Genomic DNA, 18,107 nt, shown 5'->3' on the forward strand with positions numbered 1-18,107 from the left:
TAAACACAATGCAACGGCCGTGTATTTCGGTCCGCTGGTCGCTCAATTCGCCGCGCGTCGGGCAGGGGCTGGCCAGATTCTCCACAATGCCCCGCCGCGCACCAGCAGCGCGCCGAGGCTCGCTTGCCGGCCTTCGGCCAGCGCCGCCAGCGCGCGGTCGAGCTCGGGGCCGCTGGGCGCGGCCTCGGGGCTGAGCAGCGTGATGGCGCGCAGCACGAGCCGGCGCAGGATTTCGGGGGGCAGCGCATCGGGCGTGATCAGCACCGCGCCGTCCTCGCGCCGCAAATGGGTGGGCTCCAGCTGGTCGACCGACCATGTAATCGCCTGTTCGGCCTCGGCCAGATGGCGCGCGCTGCGGGCGAGCGCGGCGCGGTCTATCCAGTTCGCCTCGGCCAGATGGCGGCGCATGCGTACGCGGTCGAAACGCGGATTCTCGTTGGACGGATCGCGCAGTGCGACGAGGCCCGCCTGCCCCACGATCGCCTCCAACTCGGCGCGCCGCCAACCCAGAAGCGGGCGGACGACCGCGCCGTTCACCGCGCGAATGCCCGCAAGCCCCCCCACGCCCGCGCCGCGGTTGAGCCGCATCAGCAGCGTTTCGGCCTGATCATCGGCATGGTGCGCGGTCAGGATGAACGCTGCGCCCCGGCTTTGGCGCAGGGTTTCGAGCAGATGGTAGCGCGCGCGCCGCGCCTCGGCCTGCAGCGATCCGGTGATCGGCGCATCGGGCGCAAGGATGGCGTGCGCGATGCCGCGCGCGGCGCAGATCTGCGCGACATATGTCGCCTCGGCCGCCGATTCCGCGCGCAGGCCATGGTCGACCGTGGCGGCGATGACGCGGTCACCCCAGGCCGCCTCGGCGAGCAGCAGCAGCGCAAGGCTGTCCGGCCCACCCGACACCGCGACGATCAGCGGCGCGGACGACCGGTCAACATCGGCAGCATCGGCGCGAAAGCGCGCCAGATCGGCAGGCGAAATGGTCAATGCAGGCGCCGACCCCGCATCAGGACGGGGTGTTGGCGGCGGGCGCGGGCGGGGTCGCCTGCGCGGTGGGCTCGGGGGTCTGTGGCTGCACTTCGGGCTGCGCGTCGGGCTGCGGCACGGGGAGCGCCGGTTGCGTCGGGGCGGGTGCCGGATTGCCCGACAGGATGCGCGGCGTCAGGATCGCGGCGGCTTCGAGCGTGTCGAGCGCGCGGCGTGCCTCGACATAACGGCGCGCGGCCGCCATCCAGTCATCGGCCTTGGCGCGGCCGGGCATGCGGGCCACTTCGGTCATCGCCGCATCGACCTGATTGCCCTCAAGCCGGCGCTTGGCGCGGGCCAGCCGTTCGGACGGAATGGGCGAGGGGGTGCCCGCCTTGCGCAGCACGAAAAGCTCGCCCACCTCGCGCTTCACGCCGTCCCACCAGCCGGCTTCGCTGCCGCCGCCGGTCAGCTCGGGGCCAAGATCGCCGAGGCTCGTCTGCAGATCGTTGAGCGTCACCGGCTGGCGCGAGGCGGCGATGATCGTCGCCACCGCGCGCGGCTGGCTGTCGCCGAAGCGGTCGCGCAGCTGGCCTTCGATATAGCCGAGCGCCATGCCGCGATCGAGCGCGCGGCGCGCGGCAAAGGCCACAAGCAGCCCTTCGGCGCGCGCGGCATTGCCCGATGCCGCATCGGCGCTGACGCTGATCCGCGCCAGCCGCTGTTCAAGATCGCGCACGCGGGTGAGCAGTTCGTCGGCGGCCTGCGGATCGACCACGGCCTGCACCGGCGGAACCGCGTTCACCGCGCCATCGGGTGCAATCTTGCGATCGAGTTCGGCGACCGCCGCGCTGCGCACCGGCGCGGGCTGGCGGGTAAACCATGACGCGCCGTCGCTGCTTTTGAGGAACCAGCCCATCGCGATCAGGCCTGCGGCAAAGGCGATGACGACCGCAATCAGGATCGTCCGGATCGGTCGTCCCGGTCTGGCTTCTCCTTCGATCGGTACGTAATCCCTGGTCATCCGGCCTTGTCCTCGCTCAAACTGTCGCTGTGTTTGCACATATGGGCCGCCAGCGCCAGCAGTGCCGCATCGTCGGGATGCTCGGCAATCGCCACGCGCTGCCATCCGGGGCCCGCGGCCTCAGCGGCGTTGGCGCTGATCGCGGCGATCGCGATACCGCGCCTGTCGGGCACCAGCTTCGCGAAATGCATCGCTGCGCGGGGCGAATGGAGCATGGCGACGGGGGTCTCGGCCAGCGCGGCTTCCAGCCCGTGCGGGTGCTCGACGGCGCGCGCGGCATAGGTGGCGATGCGGGTGATCGCGACGCCCCGGCTATCGGGCTCGCGGCGATCGGCGCCGCACAGATGGAGCACGCGCGCCACCCCGTTTTGCACGAGCAGATCGATCAGCCCGATCGCGTCGCCGGGGCCGATATGGACGGTTTCAAAGCCGGCGGCGCGCACCGCAGCGGCGGTGGCACCGCCAACGACATAGGCGGGGAGTGCCTGGTAACGCGCAACATCCACGCCGCCGTGGCGCAGCGTGTTGGCGCTGGTGATCATCACCGCGTCGAACGCTTCCGGCGCGGGCGGTGTCCAGGCGAGCGGGCCGACGGTGAACAGCGGCACCGTGCGCGCGCTGAGGCCCAGCGCCTGTGCGCGGGCCAGCGTCTCCGCTGCGCCCGGCTCGGGACGCAGGATCAGAAGCGGGCGCCGATATGCGGGGGGCGTCATCCCGTGAAAAGGCTCCGCAGCGCGGGGCTGGCGCGGTCGAGCAGGCTTTCGGCGAGCGCGTAAACCGCTGCGTGGTCGCCGGGGGCAAGGCGCGTCTCGCCGCCATGCTGCTCGGCGCCGTCCATGCTGAGGATCTCGGCGCGCAGCCACAGATCATCGCCCGCGCGCACCGCAAGCGCGGCGACGGGGGCATGGCAATCGGCGCCCAGCTTTTCCAGAAGCGCGCGTTCGGCCATCACGCAGGCAAAGGTGTCTGCATGGCAGATCGCGTCGATCGCCGCGCGCAGATCGGCGCGGGCACCGAGGCATTCGATCCCCACCGCGCCCTGCGACGGGGCGGGAAGCATGGTTTCCACCGGAATCGCATGGCCGACATCGTCGCGCCCCAGCCGGTCGAGCCCGGCGGCGGCGAGCAGCGTCACCTCCGCCTCGCCCTCGGCCAATCGGTTGAGCCGCGTGTCGACATTGCCGCGGAACAGTACGACCGACAGGTCGGCGCGTGCGCGGCGCATCTGCGCGGACCGGCGCGGCGAGCTGGTGCCCACCCGGCCATTTTGCGGGATTGCGGCGAGGCTGTCCGCGCCGATCAGCCGATCGCGGACATCGGCGCGTTCGAGCATCGCGGCGATCACGATCTCTGGCGGGCGGATCGTTTCGACATCCTTCATCGAATGGACCGCGAAATCGATCCGGCCGTCGAACAGCGCGATATCGAGCTCCTTGGTCCACAGCGCCTTGCCGCCGATATCGGCGAGCGCGCGGTCCTGCACCTTGTCGCCCGTGGTCTTCACGATCACGATTTCGATGGCGTTATCGGCCCAACCATGGGTGGCGATCAGCGCGTCGCGCACCATATGCGCCTGCGTCAGCGCCAGGGGCGAGCCGCGTGTTCCGAGCTTCAGGGGAAAGGAGAGGGATGTCATGGCGGCTTGTGCTAGCGATGAACGGCACTAGAGAAAAGGACCAATGGCACTCATCCTCGGCATAGAATCCAGCTGCGACGAAACCGCCGCCGCTGTCGTCAGCACCGATCGGCAGATTCTGTCGCATGCGCTGGCGGGACAGGAAGAGGCGCATCGCCCCTTTGGCGGGGTGGTGCCCGAAATCGCGGCGCGCGCGCATGTCGAGGCGCTGGAGCCGCTGGTCGCGCAAGCGCTGGCCGATGCTGGCGTGACGCTCGATCAGATCGATGCCGTCGCCGCGACCGCCGGGCCGGGGCTCATCGGCGGGGTGATGGTGGGGCTGGTCACCGCCAAGGCGCTGGCGCTGGCGGCGGACAAGCCGCTCATCGCGGTCAACCATCTCGAAGGCCATGCGCTCTCGCCGCGGCTGGCCGATCCCGATCTGCAATTTCCCTATCTGCTGCTGCTCGTTTCGGGCGGGCACTGCCAGCTGCTGCTTGTCGAGGGCGTCGGCAATTATCGCCGGCTCGCGACGACGATCGACGATGCCGCGGGCGAGGCGTTCGACAAGACGGCCAAGCTGCTTGGCCTTGGTTTTCCGGGCGGGCCGCGCGTCGAGCAGGCGGCGAAGCTGGGCGATCCCAAGGCGGTGAAGCTGCCGCGCCCGCTGGTCGGCACGGCCGAGCCGCATTTCTCCTTTGCCGGGTTGAAGAGCGCGGTGCTCCGCGCGCGCGACGCCAACACCCATTCGGCCGAGGATATCGCCGCGTCGTTCCAGCAGGCGGTGGTCGATTGTCTCGTCGATCGCACGCGCCGCGCGCTGGCGCGCGTGTCCGAAGAGGCGGTGCAGCCCACTGCGCTGGTGGTGGCTGGCGGGGTGGCGGCCAATCAGGCGGTGCGCGGGGCGCTCGAGGCGCTGGCGGCTGCGCATGATCTGCCCTTTTTTGCGCCGCCGCTCTGGCTGTGCACCGATAATGGCGCAATGATCGCCTGGGCCGGGGCCGAACGGTTCGAAGCGGGGCTGACCGATCCGCTCGATTTCGCGGCGCGGCCGCGCTGGCCGCTCGACCCCAATGCAGAAAAGGCGCGCGGCGCGGGAGTGAAGGCATGAAGATCGGGGTGATCGGGGCGGGCGCATGGGGCACCGCGCTGGCGCAGGTGGCGGCATCGGATGGCGCGCCTGTCACGCTCTGGGCGCTCGAGCCCGAGGTCGTGGATGCGGTCAACGCCACGCACGAGAACACGCATTATCTGGCCGGTGTGTCGCTCAACCCCGCCATCCGGGCGACGGGCTCGCTCGCCGATCTGGACGATTGCGACGCGCTTCTGGTGGTCACCCCGGCGCAGCATGTGCGCCGCGTGCTTTCGGGCATGACGGTCGGCACCCGCCCGCTGGTCCTGTGTTCGAAGGGGATCGAGGCGGGTACGCAAAAGCTCGTCTCCGAAATCGTGGCCGAGGTGCAGCCCCAGGCGCCGATCGCGGTGATCTCTGGCCCGACCTTCGCGGCCGAGGTGGCGCGCGGGCTGCCCACCGCGGTGACGCTTGCCTGCGCCGATGACGCGGCTGCGCAGGCGCTCGCCGAACGCATGGCGCAGCCCTATTTCCGGCCCTATCTGTCGAACGACGTGGTGGGCGCCGAAATCGGCGGCGCGGTCAAGAATGTGCTCGCCATCGCTTGCGGCGTGGTCGAGGGGCTGGGCCTTGGCCTCAATGCCCGCGCCGCGCTCATTGCGCGCGGCTTTGCGGAAATGACGCGGTTCGGCACCGCACGCGGCGCGCGCGCCGAAACGCTGGGCGGGCTTTCGGGGCTGGGCGATCTCGTCCTCACCTGCTCGTCCACCCAGTCGCGCAACTTCTCGCTCGGCCATGGACTGGGCGAGGGGCGGCCCGCTTCCGAATTGCTCGCCGACCGGCGCACCGTGGCCGAAGGCGCGTTCACCGCGCCCGTGCTGCACCAGGCGGCGCGCGCGGCGGGCGTGGAGATGCCCGTGGTCGAAGCGGTGTGCGCGCTGCTGGAAAACAGCGCGCCGGTGGGCGCGGTGGTGGCCGATATGCTGTCCCGCCCCATTCGCGCCGAAACCTGATCGCGGCGGTCAGCGGCCAAGGGGCAATCCGCGCAAGGGCCGAGACACGCAAGCGCCAAGACACTCAAGGGCCAGGACACTCAAGGGCTTGTCTCTCCCCGGTCTTTCGGCAATCCTCTCTGACGAACAGGGAGGAACGCATGATCAGGCCCGTCGCATCCGGATACAGGATCGCCGCGATCGATCCTGCCGCACGCGCGCAGAAGCGCCCCGCTCCTTCCCAAAGCTCGGAAGTGCACGCCGGCAGCAAGGCCGGATCGGCAAGCGAAGGAGAGCGAAATGGCGGAAAAGGCAAAGACCGGCACGACAGGGGCTGGCAATGCTGATGCGAACAAGCCGGGGCTTGAGGGGTTTTTCGAGCCATTGACCGATGCCGGGCGCAAGGCGGCGGAAAATTCGGCGACGATCAGCCTCAAGATGATCGAACATGCCGAAGCCAATAGCCGCGACGCCTTTGCCGCGATGCGCGCGGCGGCCACCGCCGGCAGCCTGGCCGAGGTGCTGCGCATCCAGGGCGATTATATCCGCGAACAGGGCGCGCGGAACATGTCGATGGCGCGCGAGGTGGGCGACCTGATCGTCCAGCTTGGCAAGCGCGCGATCGACAGCGAAGGGGGCGGGAAATAACCCCCGAGCCCGCAATATCGCAGACCGGGCGTGCGCAGCCGCGCCGCCCGGTCTGCTGCTGAAGCCCGCCGCATGACAGCCGGGCAGATCGGCGCGCTGCTGGGCTGTGCGATCAGCCTAGCCGCGCTTGCCGTTCACGGCATCGTCGTCTTCCCGGCCTCGCTTGCGGCGGGGCACGGCATGGTGGAGGCGGTCGGCGGCTATCTCTTCGCCTTTGCCGTCATCACCCATATCGGCGCGCTGCTCGTCTATCTGTCCTATCTCGCCAGCGAAGGCTGGCTGCGCTTCTTCCGCGTCTCGGTCCACCGCGCGGCGATCGCCGCGGCGATGCTGTTCGTCATCCTGTTCCAGCAGGTTACGCAAAGCGTGGGCGGGCTGCCCGGCTATCCCGCGCCGCTCGCCAGCCTGCTCCTCATCATCATCGGGCCGATCTTCTATCTGGGCTGGTGGCTCGCCTTTGATCGCAACCAGCCGCTGCTGTGGAACACGGTGCCGCGCATGCTCGCCTATCCCGTGCTCTATGTGCTCGCGGTGCTCATGCGCGGCGCGATCACGCATCGCTATCCCACCCCGCTGCTCGATGTCATGCGCCACGGCTATGTCGAGGTGATCGCCAATGCGGTGATGCTCTTCATCCTGTTCGGGGCGCTGTGCGTGCTGGTCGTCGTGGTCGACCGGCTGGTGCCGCGGCGATGAACGCGCGCATTTCACGAGTTTCGCTTTACGAAGCGCCCCTGTTCGGGGCAACAGCGCGCTATGGCGCTCGATCCGGCTAAGCCCTTTGTCCTTTTCGACGACGCGCGCACCTCCGGCGCGGCGCCCGCGCGGCTTTATGCTGATCCGGTCGAGGTGGTTGCGGCGCAAGGGGCGAGCAATGTCTCCGCCGCGCTCGACCGCATCGCCGCCGCGCAGGCCAAGGGGCTGCACGCTGCCGGTTTCCTGTCCTATGAGGCGGGTCTTGCGCTCGAGCCGCGGCTGCGCGCGCTCCAGCATCCGGGCGGGGTGCTGCCGCTGCTCTGGTTCGGGCTGTTCCGTGGTTACGAGCAGATCGATGCCGATGCCGTGGCGGGGATGCTCCCCGATCCGGCGGGTGCGCTGGTCAGCGCGCCGCGCCCCAGCATCTCGCGCGCCGATTATGAGGCCGCGCTCGGCCGTGTGCAGAATTATATTTCGGCGGGCGACATCTATCAGGCCAATCTCACCTTTCAGGCGACGGTCGATCTGATCGGCCATCCGCTCGCGGTATATGCCGGGCTGCGCCGTCGCGCGCGCGCGGGCTATGGCGGGGTGGTCTACACCGGGCATGACTGGCTGTTGTCGCTTTCGCCCGAGCTGTTCTTCAGCCTGCGCGGCGGCCGGCTCACCACCCGCCCGATGAAGGGCACCGCCACGCGCGGCGCCTCGGCAGAGGCGGACGCGGCGATTATCGAGCAGCTGCGCACCGACCCCAAGCAATGCGCCGAAAATCTGATGATCGTCGATCTGCTGCGCAACGACCTGTCGCGCGTCGCGGTCTCGGGGTCGGTGAAGGTGCCCGCGCTCTTCGCGGTCGAAACCTACCCCACCGTCCATCAGATGACATCGACCGTCACCGCCGACATCCTGCCCGGCAAGGCCGCGGTCGACGTGCTGCGCGCCATCTATCCGTGCGGATCGATCACCGGCGCGCCCAAGATCCGCGCGATGGAAATCATCCATGAAGTCGAGCGCGAACCGCGCCACGCCTATACCGGCGCGCTCGGAAGAATCGATCCAAATGGTGACGCCGCGTTCAATGTCGCCATTCGCACGCTACATATAAAGGATGGCGATACGCGTGCGATGATGGGACTGGGCTCGGGCATAGTGGCGGATTCACGCCCCGGCGACGAATGGAACGAATGCCTGGCCAAGGGCGCGTTCGTCGAAGGGCCGCGCCCACGTTTCGATCTGGTCGAAACCATGGGCTTCGATCCGGCCGAAGGGTTGCTCCACCTCGACCGGCACCTCGACCGGCTGAAGGCCAGCGCCGATGTTTTCGGTTTCGCGTTCGACCGGCATGTCGTGCGCAACGAGCTTCAGGCCGCGACCTTCCGGCTGCGCCATCCCTCGCGTGTGCGGCTGCTCTTGGCGCGCAGCGGTGCGCTCGCGGTCGAAACACGGCCGCTGCCTCAGGCGCCCGACGGCCCGGTTTCGGTAGCGATCGCGCCGCTTCCGGTGCATCCCGGCGATTTCCGGCTGCGCCACAAGACGACCGACCGGGGTTTCTACACCCGCGCGCACAAGCAATCGGGGTGTTTCGAGGTGGTGTTCACCGATCCGCAGGGGCGGCTCACCGAAGGCAGCTTCACCTCGCTCTTCGTCGAGCGCGACGGGGTGTTGCTGACCCCGCCCAGCGCGCGCGGGCTGCTGCCCGGCGTGCTGCGCGACTCGCTCATCGCCGAAGGGCGCGCGGTCGAGCGCGATCTGGAGCCCGACGACCTGCGCGGCGGCTTCCTGATCGGCAATGCGTTGCGCGGTCTGATCCCGGCGCGGCTCTCAAGCAAGGTTTGAGGGCACATATACGAAATCTTTGGTCGGTGCCGTTGCGAGACCGGGGCTAGGCGACTAAGGACGCGCTGCACCGCACAAGGGAGCTTATTCGAATGTCTCAGACCTCCGCCGCGCTCGATCGCATCCAGCCCTCCGCAACATTGGCGATGACCAGCCGTGTGCTCGAGCTGAAACGCGCAGGCGTCGACGTGATCGGCCTGAGCGCCGGCGAGCCCGATTTCGACACGCCCGACTTCGTCAAGGAAGCCGCGATCGAAGCGATCCGCAAGGGCCAGACCAAGTACACCAATGTCGACGGCACCGCCGAACTGAAGGACGCGATCGCGAACAAGTTCAAGCGCGACAACGGCCTTGATTATGCCGCGAACCAGATCAGCGTGAACGTCGGTGGCAAGCACACCCTGTTCAACGCGCTCGTCGCCAGCGTGAACCCCGGCGACGAAGTGATCGTGCCCGCGCCCTATTGGGTCAGCTATCCCGACATCGTGAACTTTGCCGGTGGCACGCCCGTCTTCATCAAGGCGTCGGCCGAGCAGAACTACAAGATCACCGCAGCCCAGCTCGAAGCGGCGATCAGCCCCAAGACCAAGTGGCTGATCCTCAACTCGCCGTCGAACCCGTCGGGCGCCGCCTATACCCGCGCCGAACTCGAAGCGCTCGCCGACGTGCTCCGCCGCTACCCGCATGTGCTGGTGATGGCCGACGACATGTACGAGCACATCGTCTATGACGATTTCGAATTCACCACGATCGCGCAGGTCGCGCCCGATCTCTACGATCGCACGCTCACCGTGAACGGCTGCTCCAAGGCCTATTCGATGACCGGCTGGCGCATCGGCTTCGCCGGTGGCCCGGCCTGGCTGATCAAGGCGATGGCCAAGCTCCAGTCGCAGTCGACCTCGAACCCCTGCTCGATCGCGCAGGCGGCGGCCACCGCCGCGCTCAACGGGGATCAGAGCTTCCTGGCCGACCGCAATGTCTCGTTCAAGAAGCGTCGCGACCTCGTCGTCGGCATGCTGAACCAGATCGACGGGCTGAACTGCCCCACCCCCGAAGGCGCTTTCTATGTCTATCCCGACGTGTCGGGCCTGATCGGCAAGAAGACGCCCGCCGGGTTGTTGATCGAAAACGATGCGGTGTTGATCGACTACTTCCTTGATCAGGCGCGCGTCGCCGCCGTACATGGCGCTGCCTTCGGCCTCGAGCCCGCTTTCCGCGTCAGCTATGCGACCTCGGAAGCGATCCTGACCGAAGCCTGCACGCGTATCCAGAAGGCCTGCGCAGACCTGCGCTGAGCCGGTGGGACCGGGTGGCTCCGGCCGCCCGTCTCTCTTTTTTCGCCATTTTTCCGTTCACCGGACGGAAAGGGGCATGGTGGCATCTGCCACGCATTGTTTTCGGTTTTATGACGCGCCGCGCGTATTTGCGGCCCGGAGATGTGAACATGGCTGCACTGTTGAAATCGGATCTGTTCCAGCGTTTCGCCGGCGGCTTCGGCATTGGCGCGCTCGTTATGCTGCTGGCGCAGCCGGATATCGTCAATCCGGTCGTCGACGCGCTCAAGGCCGCTGCGGGAATCGCCTGACGCGGTTCCGGCCGTTCAGCCGCTGCGCTTGAACGGCCCCATTTCGGTGAGCGCGGCGATATCGTGCGCCACCGCCTCGCGTTCGCGGCGCAGAAAATCACTGACGGCCCCGCGAAACCCCTTATCCGCGATATAATGCGCCGACCATGTGGCCACCGGCTCATAGCCGCGCGCGAGCTTGTGATCGCCCTGCGCCCCCGCCTCGACCCGCGCGAGCTTACGCGCGATCGCGGCCTCGATCGCCTGATAATAGCAGAGCTCGAAATGGAGGAAGGGCACCTCCTCGGTGCAGCCCCAATAGCGCCCGTAAAGTGTATCCGCGCCGATCAGGTTGAGCGCGCCGGCAATTGCCCGCCCGCCGCGCCGCGCGAACATCAGGAGCAGCCTGTCCCCCATCCGCTCGGCCAACAGGCTGAAAAAGTCGCGGGTCAGATAGGGGCGGCCCCATTTGCGCGCGCCGGTGTCCTGGTAAAAGACCCAGAACGCATCCCAGTCGGCCTCGGTGATCGCGCGGCCCTGGAGCTGGACGATCTCGATCCCCGCCAGCGCGGCGGCGCGTTCCTTGCGGATCGCCTTGCGCTTGCGCGAGGCGAGGGCACCCAGAAAATCGTCGAAATCGCGGTAGTCGCGGTTCGCCCAGTGATATTGGCTGTCGGATCGGATGAGCCAGCCGGCATCCTCGAACAGGCCAAGCTGCTCGGGGCTGACAAAGGTCGCATGCGCCGAGCTGAGCCCGTTCTGGCGGACAAGCGCCTCGGCGGCGGCGATCAGCGCGTGCGCGCTGGCCGGGTCCTGCGCCAGCACCCGTGGCCCCGGGACCGGCGAAAAGGGCACCGCGATCTGCAGCTTGGGATAATAATGGCCGCCTGCGCCCTCATAGGCCTGCGCCCAGCCTTGATCGAAGACATATTCGCCCTGGCTGTGGCTCTTGCCATAAGCGGGCAGCGCACCGGCCAGCCCGCCGGGGCCGTCGATCACGATCGGCAGCGGCTGCCATCCGGTGCCGCGCCCCACGCTTCCCGAATCTTCCAGCGCGGAGAGGAAAGCATGGGACACGAACGGATTTGCCGCGCCCGCAAGGCGGTCCCAGGCGCGCGCATCGATCGATGCGATGCCGGGCGCGATGCGGGCGATGATGTCGGCGTCGCTCATGGCAGAGCCGGTTCGGTTCAGGCGGGGCGCACCGCGACGATTGCGTCAACCTCCACCGCCGCGCCCAGCGGCAGCACGGGCACGCCCACGGCGCTGCGCGCGTGGCGGCCGGCATCGCCGAACAGCGCGACCATCAGTTCGGACGCGCCATTGGCCACCTTGGGCTGGTCGGTGAAATCGGGGGTCGACGCTACGAACGCGCCGAGCTTGACGATGCGTTCGACACGGTCGAGCGAGCCGAGCGCCTTTTCGATCTGCGCCACGAGCATCAGCGCGCAGGCGCGTGCGGCTTCATAGCCATAATCGGTGTCCCGGTCTTCGCCGAGGCGGCCCTTCATCAGCGCGCCGTCCTTGAACGGCAGCTGGCCGGAGACGTGGAGCAGCCCGCCCGCTTCGACGGCGGGGACATAGGCGGCGACGGGGGCAGCTGCCTCGGGCAGCGACAGCCCGAGTTCTGCGAGTTTCTGCGTAATGCTGTCAGTCATGCCACCGGGTTCCGCTCTTTGCGCGCCGCCGTCAAGGGGCGCCGTGTTCAGGCCGGCGGCGTCAGCGCCGTCGCCGCACCGCGAATTCCTGCGTCCGGTCGACAAGGTCGCCCAGGTCGCGTTGCAATTGCTCGAACGCGAACCCGATCCCATAGATCCGCGCGATCATGTCGTCCGACAGGCCCGATGCCGTCTGGTCGCGGCGCAGCGCCGATGCGGCGGCGACATAGGCCGAGATCGCGTCGCTGACCGCGGCCATCGAGCGCGGCGGTTCATGGCTCGCCAGCGCATCGGCGGTTTCGCGCAGGAAGATGCTGATCGCCTGAATCGCCGCAAGTGTTACCGGCGTCAGCGCGGCGGCGTCACCGGGCAGCGGGTCGGGGGTGGCACGTCCGATCATCGTCATGTCGTGGCGGATACGGCGGAGCGTGCGGCAGATCGGCAGCGGATCGGGCGCGGAGGTGAGGTTGATGCGCTTTTCGCGGGCGGCCTCGTCGGCGATCGTCTCGGCCAGCGCGATCGCCTTGCGGATCTGGTCGTGCTGGCGGAAAAACGCCGCCGTGTCGCCCGTGCCGGCCAGCCCGCGCCCCAGCATGTCGGCCAGATTGGCGAGCAGCCCCAATGCGCGCCCGGCGGCATTGGTCAGTGCCTCATGCGCGCGCGTCGGGAAGATGACGAGCGAGACGACAAGCGCCACCGCGCTGCCGAGCGCGATTTCGAGCATCCGCTGGATCCCCGTTTCGAACACCCCGGTGCCGGGCAAGGCAGGGGTGAGCATCAGGATGATCGCGGTAACCGGCGCGATCCGGTAGGCGGGTTTCATCGCGACGAGCAGCGCCAGCGGGGCGAGCGCGACGGCTAGCGCCACGCCCAGCGCGACCGGATCGCCGTGCGGCATCGCCACCGAAACGATCACGCCCCAGATCGCGCCGCCCAGCGATCCGACGAAACGGTCGACCGTCGCCTTCAGCGCGGCGCCCACGCTCGCCTGCATGACGATGACCGAGGTCAGCACCGCCCATTCGGCGCGTTCGATGCGCAGCATATGGCACAGGCTGTAGGTGAGCACCGCCGCCACGCAAATCCGTGCCGCCAGGCCAAGCTGCGCCGTGTGCGACCGAATCCAGTTCATCATCCGCTGTCCCGAAACCCCCATCGCTCAACGCAGCTTCTAACCCGGCCGCCGCGCCTTGCGTAGGGGGCTTCCAGACTTATCCACAGGCGGGGCCCGCAGTGCTGGCCCTCATGATCCGGTAAAATCGAGCTGGATCACCTGGCTGGGCGTTGCGCGGCAATAGATCGACATGCTGCGCGGCCCATCGGGATAGGTCGCGGTCAGCACGGCGCCGAAGCGCCAGCCGCCATTGCCCTGTTCCAGCGAGACCAGCCGGTCATAACTGATGCGCGATCCCCCCGTTGCGCCCACCTGCCGCGAGGTTTCGTTGAGGCAGGTCTGGATCGACGGGCGCGCGGCCGAGGGCAGCGGCGAAAGATCCGCCGTCACCGCCGCCGGTGGGCGGGGCGGGAAGCTGGTCGGGGCCGACGACGGGGGCGGTGCGGGCGCGGTCGGCGTGGTGGGCGTGGATGGCTGGGGTTGCGGCGTGCTGCTCTGCGCCGGTTCGGCCTGCTTTTTCTTGCCTGCATTGGCGAGCAGCGCGATCAGCCCGCCGGCCACCGCGACGCCCGCGATGATCGCACCGGCGCTGGGGCCGTCATCGTCGTCATAGCCATAATCATAATCGGGATAGCCGCTGCCGCCGCCGCGGCGGCCATAGGCGAATTCGGCACGGCAGCCATTGTCCACCCAGATCGATCGCCGGTCATAGCCCCAGCTGCGCCCCAGCGTGCAGGTGCCGCCCAGCCGCCGGATCAGGCGGACGCGGTTGTCGGTATCCGCGTTGCAGCGCCGATATTTATACTTGAGCGATTCGCAGCGCAGCGTCCGTGCATAGCCGCCGCCATAACCCGGATTGACTGGCGGCCGGACGCCCGGGCGCCCGGGCAGCGGTGTCGGCTTGGTCTCGGGGCGTCCCGGCCAGGGCCGCGTCTGTGGCGGCACGCTCGGCGTGGGGCGTGTCTGCGGCGGAACACTGGGCACGGGCTGCGTCGTCACAGGCGGATCGCTCGGCACCGGCCGCGTCTGGGCACCGGCGGGGGCGAGGATCGAGCTTGAAAGCAGGGTAAAGACAACCAGTGCCGATATGGGGCTTCGCATCACAAGCACCTCTCCGCTGATTTTCGTCAGAGAAGGTACAATCTCTGTTGAATCGTACAATTCAAATTTGAAATGACTGCAAATCCTTCTACCTAAACGGTCAATTCGTCGATACGCCTCAAGTCAGGTGGAGCGTGGTTGGAAAATTATTAACCACAATCTGGCATTGTCGAATCGGCAGAATGTGAGGAGCAACATATGGCCGCGACAGATGCTGCGGAAATAGTCAGAACACCGGTAGGTTTCGTGCCGGAGGCTGCTCACGAAATAGAACTCAGCATCGTTATCCCCTGCCTGAATGAAGCGGAAACATTGGCGCAGGTGGTCGATCACGCGCATCGTTTCCTCAAAGCCTATGGAGTGGCGGGGGAGGTTATTGTTGCTGACAACGGATCGACCGATGGATCCAGGGAGATCGCCGTTGCCGGTGGGGCCCGCGTGGTTCCCATAGCGCAACGCGGCTATGGCGCGGCACTTCGCGGTGGGATTTTCGCAGCGCGGGGTACCTATGTTGCAATGGGCGATGCGGACTGCAGCTACGACTTCATGGCGTTGATGCCTTTTGTCGAAAAGCTCCGAACCGGGATCGATTTGGTGATCGGTAACCGTTTTCAGGGAGGCATAGGCAAAGGCGCGATGCCGCGCCTCCACCGTTATCTGGGTAATCCGGTTCTATCCTTGGCGGGCCGGGTTTTATATTCGGCGCCGATCGGTGACTTTCACTGCGGCTTGCGTGCCTTTCGCCGGGAGGGGATACTGGACTTGGGATTGTCGTCGGATGGCATGGAATATGCGTCCGAGATGATCGTCAAGGCGCAGCTGGTCGGCTTGTCAATGGCAGAAGTGCCCACGACGCTTGTCAAGGATGGGCGGTCGCGCCCTCCCCATTTGCGCAGTTGGCGTGACGGCTGGCGCCATCTCAAATTCCTTCTTCTGTTCTCTCCCCGCTGGCTCTTTATATATCCGGGACTGGCTCTCATGGCGCTTGGCGTTGCCGTGCTGGCAATGTTGTTGCCGGGCGATGTACATGCGGGTGGCATCACGCTGAGCATTCATACGTTGCTTTTCGCTGCCGCATCTGTGCTGATCGCCTCTCAACTTCTCAGCTTTGGCATGCTGGCCAGCCATTTTGGGGTACGCGAACGATACTGGCTTGCGGGCCCGATGCTAACCAAGGTGAGCGCGTGGCTCAGCATCGACAGGGCTTGCATTGTCGGCGGGACGATGATGCTGATCGGTTTCGCCGGTGCGGTCGCGGCGCTCGCAAGTTGGGCCGCCGGCGGTTTCAGTGCGACCCGTCCCGAAATGCTGATGCGGCTTTCCATCCCGTCTACCCTGCTGCTTGGGGTCGGGCTTCAACTCGCGCTCACGTCGTTCCTGCTGGAACTGCTGTCCCATCCCGCTCGTGCTACGGAGAATAGGCGATGAGCCTGCTGAACAAGCTTCATACACAGGCGCATGCCAAGGCCGTATTTGGTCGTCGAGTGGCGGTCCTGGCAAAAACCATAGCAGATTATATTCCGCAGGGCGCGCGTGTCCTCGATATCGGCTGTGGCAGCGGAACGCTGGCAAAGGCGATCATGAATATCCGCCCGGATGTTTCGATTGAAGGCATTGATGTATTGGTGCGGCCTGGAACCGACATTCCTGTCACGGCCTTTGATGGTCGGACCATTCCGTGGGGCGATGATCATTTTGATGTCGCGCTGTTTGTCGATGTGTTGCATCACACATTGGCGCCGGATGCACTGATGGCCGAGGCAAAGCGTGTCGCCAGACAGGGCATCGTGATCAAGGATCATTTGCGGGAAGGTCTGTTTGCAGATGCGACCCTGCGCTTCATGGACTGGGTGGGCAATGCATCACATGGCGTAGTCCTGCCCTATAATTATCTGTCCGATAGCGAGTGGCAGGCAATCTGGTCTCGGCTCGATCTCAAGGTGCAGCGCATGCAGGACAAGGTAGGCCTGTATCCGGCTCCCTTCTCCTGGTTTTTTGATCGACGCCTGCACTTTGTGGCTCGACTGGCGGCCGATTGATGGCAACGGTTGCGCGGAGCGCGCCAGCCCGTTCGCGCACTGCGATCGACGTCATCCTGGCACATCCGGACCGCTGTTATTGGATTGCCGCGTTGTTGGTCTATGGCCTGGCGGCAAGCAATGCGGCCAATGGCCATTTCCTGTACCAGACCTCGCGCGATTTATGGCAGCATCTGGCCGCCCTTCGAACCCTGATTGAAAACCCCTTCCACCCGGCCAATCCTTTCGTGCCTGGGCAGGATGGGTCGCGCCACTTCCATCCCTATTGGGTCGGAATCGCGGTGCTTGCGCGAGCAATGGGCTGGACGGCGTGGCAAGCTCTGGCAGCTGCCAGCTTTGTCAGTGCGGGCACCTTGATATTGGGCATTCGCGCTTTTGGGTTGGCCTATCACGGTTCGCGGTGGGGGCCCGTGGCATTGTTGCTCGCAATGACCTTGGGGTGGTCGCTCCCGATCAGCCATACTGGCTTTCACTCGGTGGAGACATTGGTTGAGGGCGTATCCTATCCCGCCGCACTTCTGATTGGTCTTTCCCTGCTGCTTTGGGCGCTGGTGATCCGGGCATTGGCACGCCCAATATGGGCTTTGCTTGTTCCCCCGTTGGCGGCGTTCATGTTTGCCACGCATCAGCTAGGTGCGGGTATCGGCTTTGTGACGGCCGGTGCGTTCATTCTGTTCTGGCCCGAGGCGCGGCTAAAGACGCGTGTCGTCGTCGCTCTGGCATTGGAACTTGGCCTCGCCCTGTCTGCGTTATGGCCATATCATAATCCGTTTGATGCGATCATTCGGACCGGTAATCCCACATGGACCGGTGGTATAGATTTCTACGCGCCGAATAAGATTGTGATGATCGTCTTGCCGTCGATCTTTGGGGTGATTGGGCTTTTGCATCGCACGAGCTGGCGGTGGTCTTTGCCCATATCGGCCAGCGCTACCGCCTTTGCCTTGATTTTCTACGCGGGCAGCTACGGGATTCTGATTGCCACACGTTTTGCACCACCACTGATGCTGATGCTCCATATCGGCCTTAGTACTTTGATACTGATACTCGCCCGAAATTGGCATCATATGCCCAAGGCACACCAATTGGGCTGGTTCGCATTGGGGTGTTTTTGTGTCGTGGGCCACGGCATGGTGACTTTCATCTATCTGCGTGGCGAGGTTCGAGAATCGCGCGTGCTGGGTAATTCCTATACGCAAGGGCTCGCAATCACCCGGGATATTCCCGATCAACAGCCGGTGGCCGTCTGGGATGTGGCAGCCTGGCCAGTCGTGGCCACGGGCCAGCGGGTGATCTCGGTTCCCTGGCCTGAGCCCATGATCGAGGGACTGGCGCACCGGCAAGCGGCGGTAGAGCAGCTCTTTCGACCGGATTTGACCCGGGAAGCGCGCTTGTCTTTGGCTCGGCACTGGGGGGTTAAGACGCTTATCCTTGATACAAATGGCCCGTTGCGGCGCGAAATGCCTCGCAACTTGCTCCAGACATTACAGCAACAATCCGTTCGTTCAGTCAAAGTGGGGATGTTCATCCGTTTTGATTTGGAGTGATGCAGGAAAGCGCGCCGCACACGGCATCAAGCCTGCGGGAAGAAGGATGTAGAGCAAAGGCGGGCGCCGTGTCGCGACACGCTATGGCCCCACGAAAAATACCGAAATTTTTGGAAAGGCTGTGCCACCCGACATGGCTGTATCGTGCCGCCGGGCGTCGCACGAAGCGGAGGGTGGTTCGGCGCCGTTGTCGCTGACCACCTATGCGGCTTGCCGCGCAGCCCGATCCTGCCCGCGT

General features: G+C 66.3%; 18 protein-coding genes. 10 read left to right on the top strand and 8 right to left on the bottom strand.

The features are described from left to right. Positions 1-42: 42 nt before the first annotated feature. The 4 genes from tilS to hemC are packed head-to-tail and all read right to left on the bottom strand — an operon-like array spanning position 43 to position 3,623. Positions 43-984, bottom strand: coding sequence for a tRNA lysidine(34) synthetase TilS (tilS, locus tag QYC26_RS09830; protein WP_317512056.1), 942 nt, complete (start codon positions 982-984; stop codon positions 43-45). Positions 985-1,003: 19 nt separating this feature from the next. Beyond that, a complete protein-coding gene (locus QYC26_RS09835) occupies positions 1,004-1,987 on the bottom strand; it encodes a hypothetical protein (RefSeq protein WP_317512057.1) in 984 nt (327 codons plus the stop codon). After that, positions 1,984-2,700, bottom strand: a complete 717-nt coding sequence (locus QYC26_RS09840) for a uroporphyrinogen-III synthase (RefSeq protein WP_317512058.1) — start codon at positions 2,698-2,700, stop codon at positions 1,984-1,986. The genes QYC26_RS09835 and QYC26_RS09840 overlap by 4 nt, the downstream gene beginning before the upstream one ends. Next, positions 2,697-3,623 carry a hydroxymethylbilane synthase gene (gene hemC, locus QYC26_RS09845; RefSeq protein WP_317512059.1) on the bottom strand — a complete coding sequence of 309 codons (927 nt, stop codon included), beginning with the start codon at positions 3,621-3,623 and terminating at the stop codon, positions 2,697-2,699. Before hemC ends, QYC26_RS09840 begins: the two co-directional genes overlap by 4 nt. A gap of 43 nt (positions 3,624-3,666) precedes the next feature. Between hemC and tsaD the strand changes: the two genes are divergently transcribed. The 7 genes from tsaD to QYC26_RS09880 all read left to right on the top strand — a co-directional run bounded on the left by tsaD (position 3,667) and on the right by QYC26_RS09880 (position 10,431). Further along, the gene (tsaD, locus tag QYC26_RS09850) at positions 3,667-4,713 is read left to right on the top strand and encodes a tRNA (adenosine(37)-N6)-threonylcarbamoyltransferase complex transferase subunit TsaD (protein WP_317512060.1); all 1,047 of its coding nucleotides are present in this window, start codon (positions 3,667-3,669) and stop codon (positions 4,711-4,713) included. After that, complete coding sequence (locus QYC26_RS09855; RefSeq protein ID WP_317512061.1) at positions 4,710-5,687, top strand: NAD(P)H-dependent glycerol-3-phosphate dehydrogenase; 978 nt, start codon at positions 4,710-4,712, stop codon at positions 5,685-5,687. The genes tsaD and QYC26_RS09855 overlap by 4 nt, the downstream gene beginning before the upstream one ends. A gap of 279 nt (positions 5,688-5,966) precedes the next feature. Then, positions 5,967-6,314, top strand: coding sequence for a phasin family protein (locus QYC26_RS09860; RefSeq protein ID WP_317512062.1), 348 nt, complete (start codon positions 5,967-5,969; stop codon positions 6,312-6,314). 72 nt (positions 6,315-6,386) lie between these two features. Beyond that, positions 6,387-7,010 carry a Pr6Pr family membrane protein gene (locus QYC26_RS09865; RefSeq protein ID WP_317512063.1) on the top strand — a complete coding sequence of 208 codons (624 nt, stop codon included), beginning with the start codon at positions 6,387-6,389 and terminating at the stop codon, positions 7,008-7,010. Positions 7,011-7,070: 60 nt separating this feature from the next. Next, positions 7,071-8,846: an aminodeoxychorismate synthase component I gene (pabB, locus tag QYC26_RS09870; RefSeq protein WP_317512064.1), complete on the top strand. Its 1,776-nt coding sequence runs from the start codon at positions 7,071-7,073 to the stop codon at positions 8,844-8,846. A 92-nt stretch (positions 8,847-8,938) separates the two neighbouring features. Beyond that, positions 8,939-10,141 carry a pyridoxal phosphate-dependent aminotransferase gene (locus QYC26_RS09875; protein ID WP_317512065.1) on the top strand — a complete coding sequence of 401 codons (1,203 nt, stop codon included), beginning with the start codon at positions 8,939-8,941 and terminating at the stop codon, positions 10,139-10,141. Between the two features lie 149 nt (positions 10,142-10,290). Continuing rightward, entirely contained in the window at positions 10,291-10,431 is a 141-nt protein-coding gene (locus QYC26_RS09880) for a hypothetical protein (protein ID WP_317512066.1), read from the top strand. Between the two features lie 15 nt (positions 10,432-10,446). Here QYC26_RS09880 and QYC26_RS09885 read toward each other — a convergent pair whose 3' ends face one another. From QYC26_RS09885 to QYC26_RS09900, 4 genes are all read right to left on the bottom strand, one after another. Next, complete coding sequence (locus QYC26_RS09885; protein ID WP_317512067.1) at positions 10,447-11,583, bottom strand: GNAT family N-acetyltransferase; 1,137 nt, start codon at positions 11,581-11,583, stop codon at positions 10,447-10,449. A gap of 17 nt (positions 11,584-11,600) precedes the next feature. After that, positions 11,601-12,068, bottom strand: coding sequence for a RidA family protein (locus QYC26_RS09890; protein WP_317512068.1), 468 nt, complete (start codon positions 12,066-12,068; stop codon positions 11,601-11,603). Positions 12,069-12,129: 61 nt separating this feature from the next. Further along, positions 12,130-13,203 carry an FUSC family protein gene (locus QYC26_RS09895; RefSeq protein WP_317512069.1) on the bottom strand — a complete coding sequence of 358 codons (1,074 nt, stop codon included), beginning with the start codon at positions 13,201-13,203 and terminating at the stop codon, positions 12,130-12,132. 108 nt (positions 13,204-13,311) lie between these two features. Further along, complete coding sequence (locus QYC26_RS09900) at positions 13,312-14,283, bottom strand: DUF3011 domain-containing protein (protein WP_317512070.1); 972 nt, start codon at positions 14,281-14,283, stop codon at positions 13,312-13,314. A gap of 198 nt (positions 14,284-14,481) precedes the next feature. Here QYC26_RS09900 and QYC26_RS09905 point away from each other — a divergent pair, with 198 nt between their 5' ends. Genes QYC26_RS09905 through QYC26_RS09915 form a run of 3 tightly spaced genes read left to right on the top strand, consistent with a single transcriptional unit; the run spans position 14,482 to position 17,869 of the window. Next, positions 14,482-15,711, top strand: coding sequence for a glycosyltransferase family 2 protein (locus QYC26_RS09905; protein ID WP_317512071.1), 1,230 nt, complete (start codon positions 14,482-14,484; stop codon positions 15,709-15,711). Further along, positions 15,708-16,322 carry a class I SAM-dependent methyltransferase gene (locus tag QYC26_RS09910; RefSeq protein ID WP_317512072.1) on the top strand — a complete coding sequence of 205 codons (615 nt, stop codon included), beginning with the start codon at positions 15,708-15,710 and terminating at the stop codon, positions 16,320-16,322. The genes QYC26_RS09905 and QYC26_RS09910 overlap by 4 nt, the downstream gene beginning before the upstream one ends. Next, positions 16,322-17,869 carry a hypothetical protein gene (locus QYC26_RS09915; RefSeq protein WP_317512073.1) on the top strand — a complete coding sequence of 516 codons (1,548 nt, stop codon included), beginning with the start codon at positions 16,322-16,324 and terminating at the stop codon, positions 17,867-17,869. The genes QYC26_RS09910 and QYC26_RS09915 overlap by 1 nt, the downstream gene beginning before the upstream one ends. The last annotated feature ends 238 nt before the right edge of the window (positions 17,870-18,107 follow it).

This window comes from Sphingomonas sp. C3-2, assembly GCF_033025475.1.
In the GTDB taxonomy this organism is placed as follows: Bacteria; Pseudomonadota; Alphaproteobacteria; order Sphingomonadales; family Sphingomonadaceae; genus Sphingobium_A.

Coding starts and splice junctions, on each gene's coding strand:
- QYC26_RS09890 (WP_317512068.1), bottom strand. CDS start 12,068: ATGACTGACAGCATTACGCAGAAACTCGCAGAACTCGGGCTGTCGCTG.
- QYC26_RS09885 (WP_317512067.1), bottom strand. CDS start 11,583: ATGAGCGACGCCGACATCATCGCCCGCATCGCGCCCGGCATCGCATCG.
- QYC26_RS09835 (WP_317512057.1), bottom strand. CDS start 1,987: ATGACCAGGGATTACGTACCGATCGAAGGAGAAGCCAGACCGGGACGA.
- QYC26_RS09840 (WP_317512058.1), bottom strand. CDS start 2,700: ATGACGCCCCCCGCATATCGGCGCCCGCTTCTGATCCTGCGTCCCGAG.
- QYC26_RS09905 (WP_317512071.1), top strand. CDS start 14,482: ATGGCCGCGACAGATGCTGCGGAAATAGTCAGAACACCGGTAGGTTTC.
- QYC26_RS09865 (WP_317512063.1), top strand. CDS start 6,387: ATGACAGCCGGGCAGATCGGCGCGCTGCTGGGCTGTGCGATCAGCCTA.
- QYC26_RS09900 (WP_317512070.1), bottom strand. CDS start 14,283: ATGCGAAGCCCCATATCGGCACTGGTTGTCTTTACCCTGCTTTCAAGC.
- QYC26_RS09875 (WP_317512065.1), top strand. CDS start 8,939: ATGTCTCAGACCTCCGCCGCGCTCGATCGCATCCAGCCCTCCGCAACA.
- QYC26_RS09910 (WP_317512072.1), top strand. CDS start 15,708: ATGAGCCTGCTGAACAAGCTTCATACACAGGCGCATGCCAAGGCCGTA.
- QYC26_RS09895 (WP_317512069.1), bottom strand. CDS start 13,203: ATGATGAACTGGATTCGGTCGCACACGGCGCAGCTTGGCCTGGCGGCA.
- QYC26_RS09915 (WP_317512073.1), top strand. CDS start 16,322: ATGGCAACGGTTGCGCGGAGCGCGCCAGCCCGTTCGCGCACTGCGATC.
- hemC (WP_317512059.1), bottom strand. CDS start 3,623: ATGACATCCCTCTCCTTTCCCCTGAAGCTCGGAACACGCGGCTCGCCC.
- tsaD (WP_317512060.1), top strand. CDS start 3,667: ATGGCACTCATCCTCGGCATAGAATCCAGCTGCGACGAAACCGCCGCC.
- QYC26_RS09880 (WP_317512066.1), top strand. CDS start 10,291: ATGGCTGCACTGTTGAAATCGGATCTGTTCCAGCGTTTCGCCGGCGGC.
- QYC26_RS09860 (WP_317512062.1), top strand. CDS start 5,967: ATGGCGGAAAAGGCAAAGACCGGCACGACAGGGGCTGGCAATGCTGAT.
- QYC26_RS09855 (WP_317512061.1), top strand. CDS start 4,710: ATGAAGATCGGGGTGATCGGGGCGGGCGCATGGGGCACCGCGCTGGCG.
- pabB (WP_317512064.1), top strand. CDS start 7,071: ATGGCGCTCGATCCGGCTAAGCCCTTTGTCCTTTTCGACGACGCGCGC.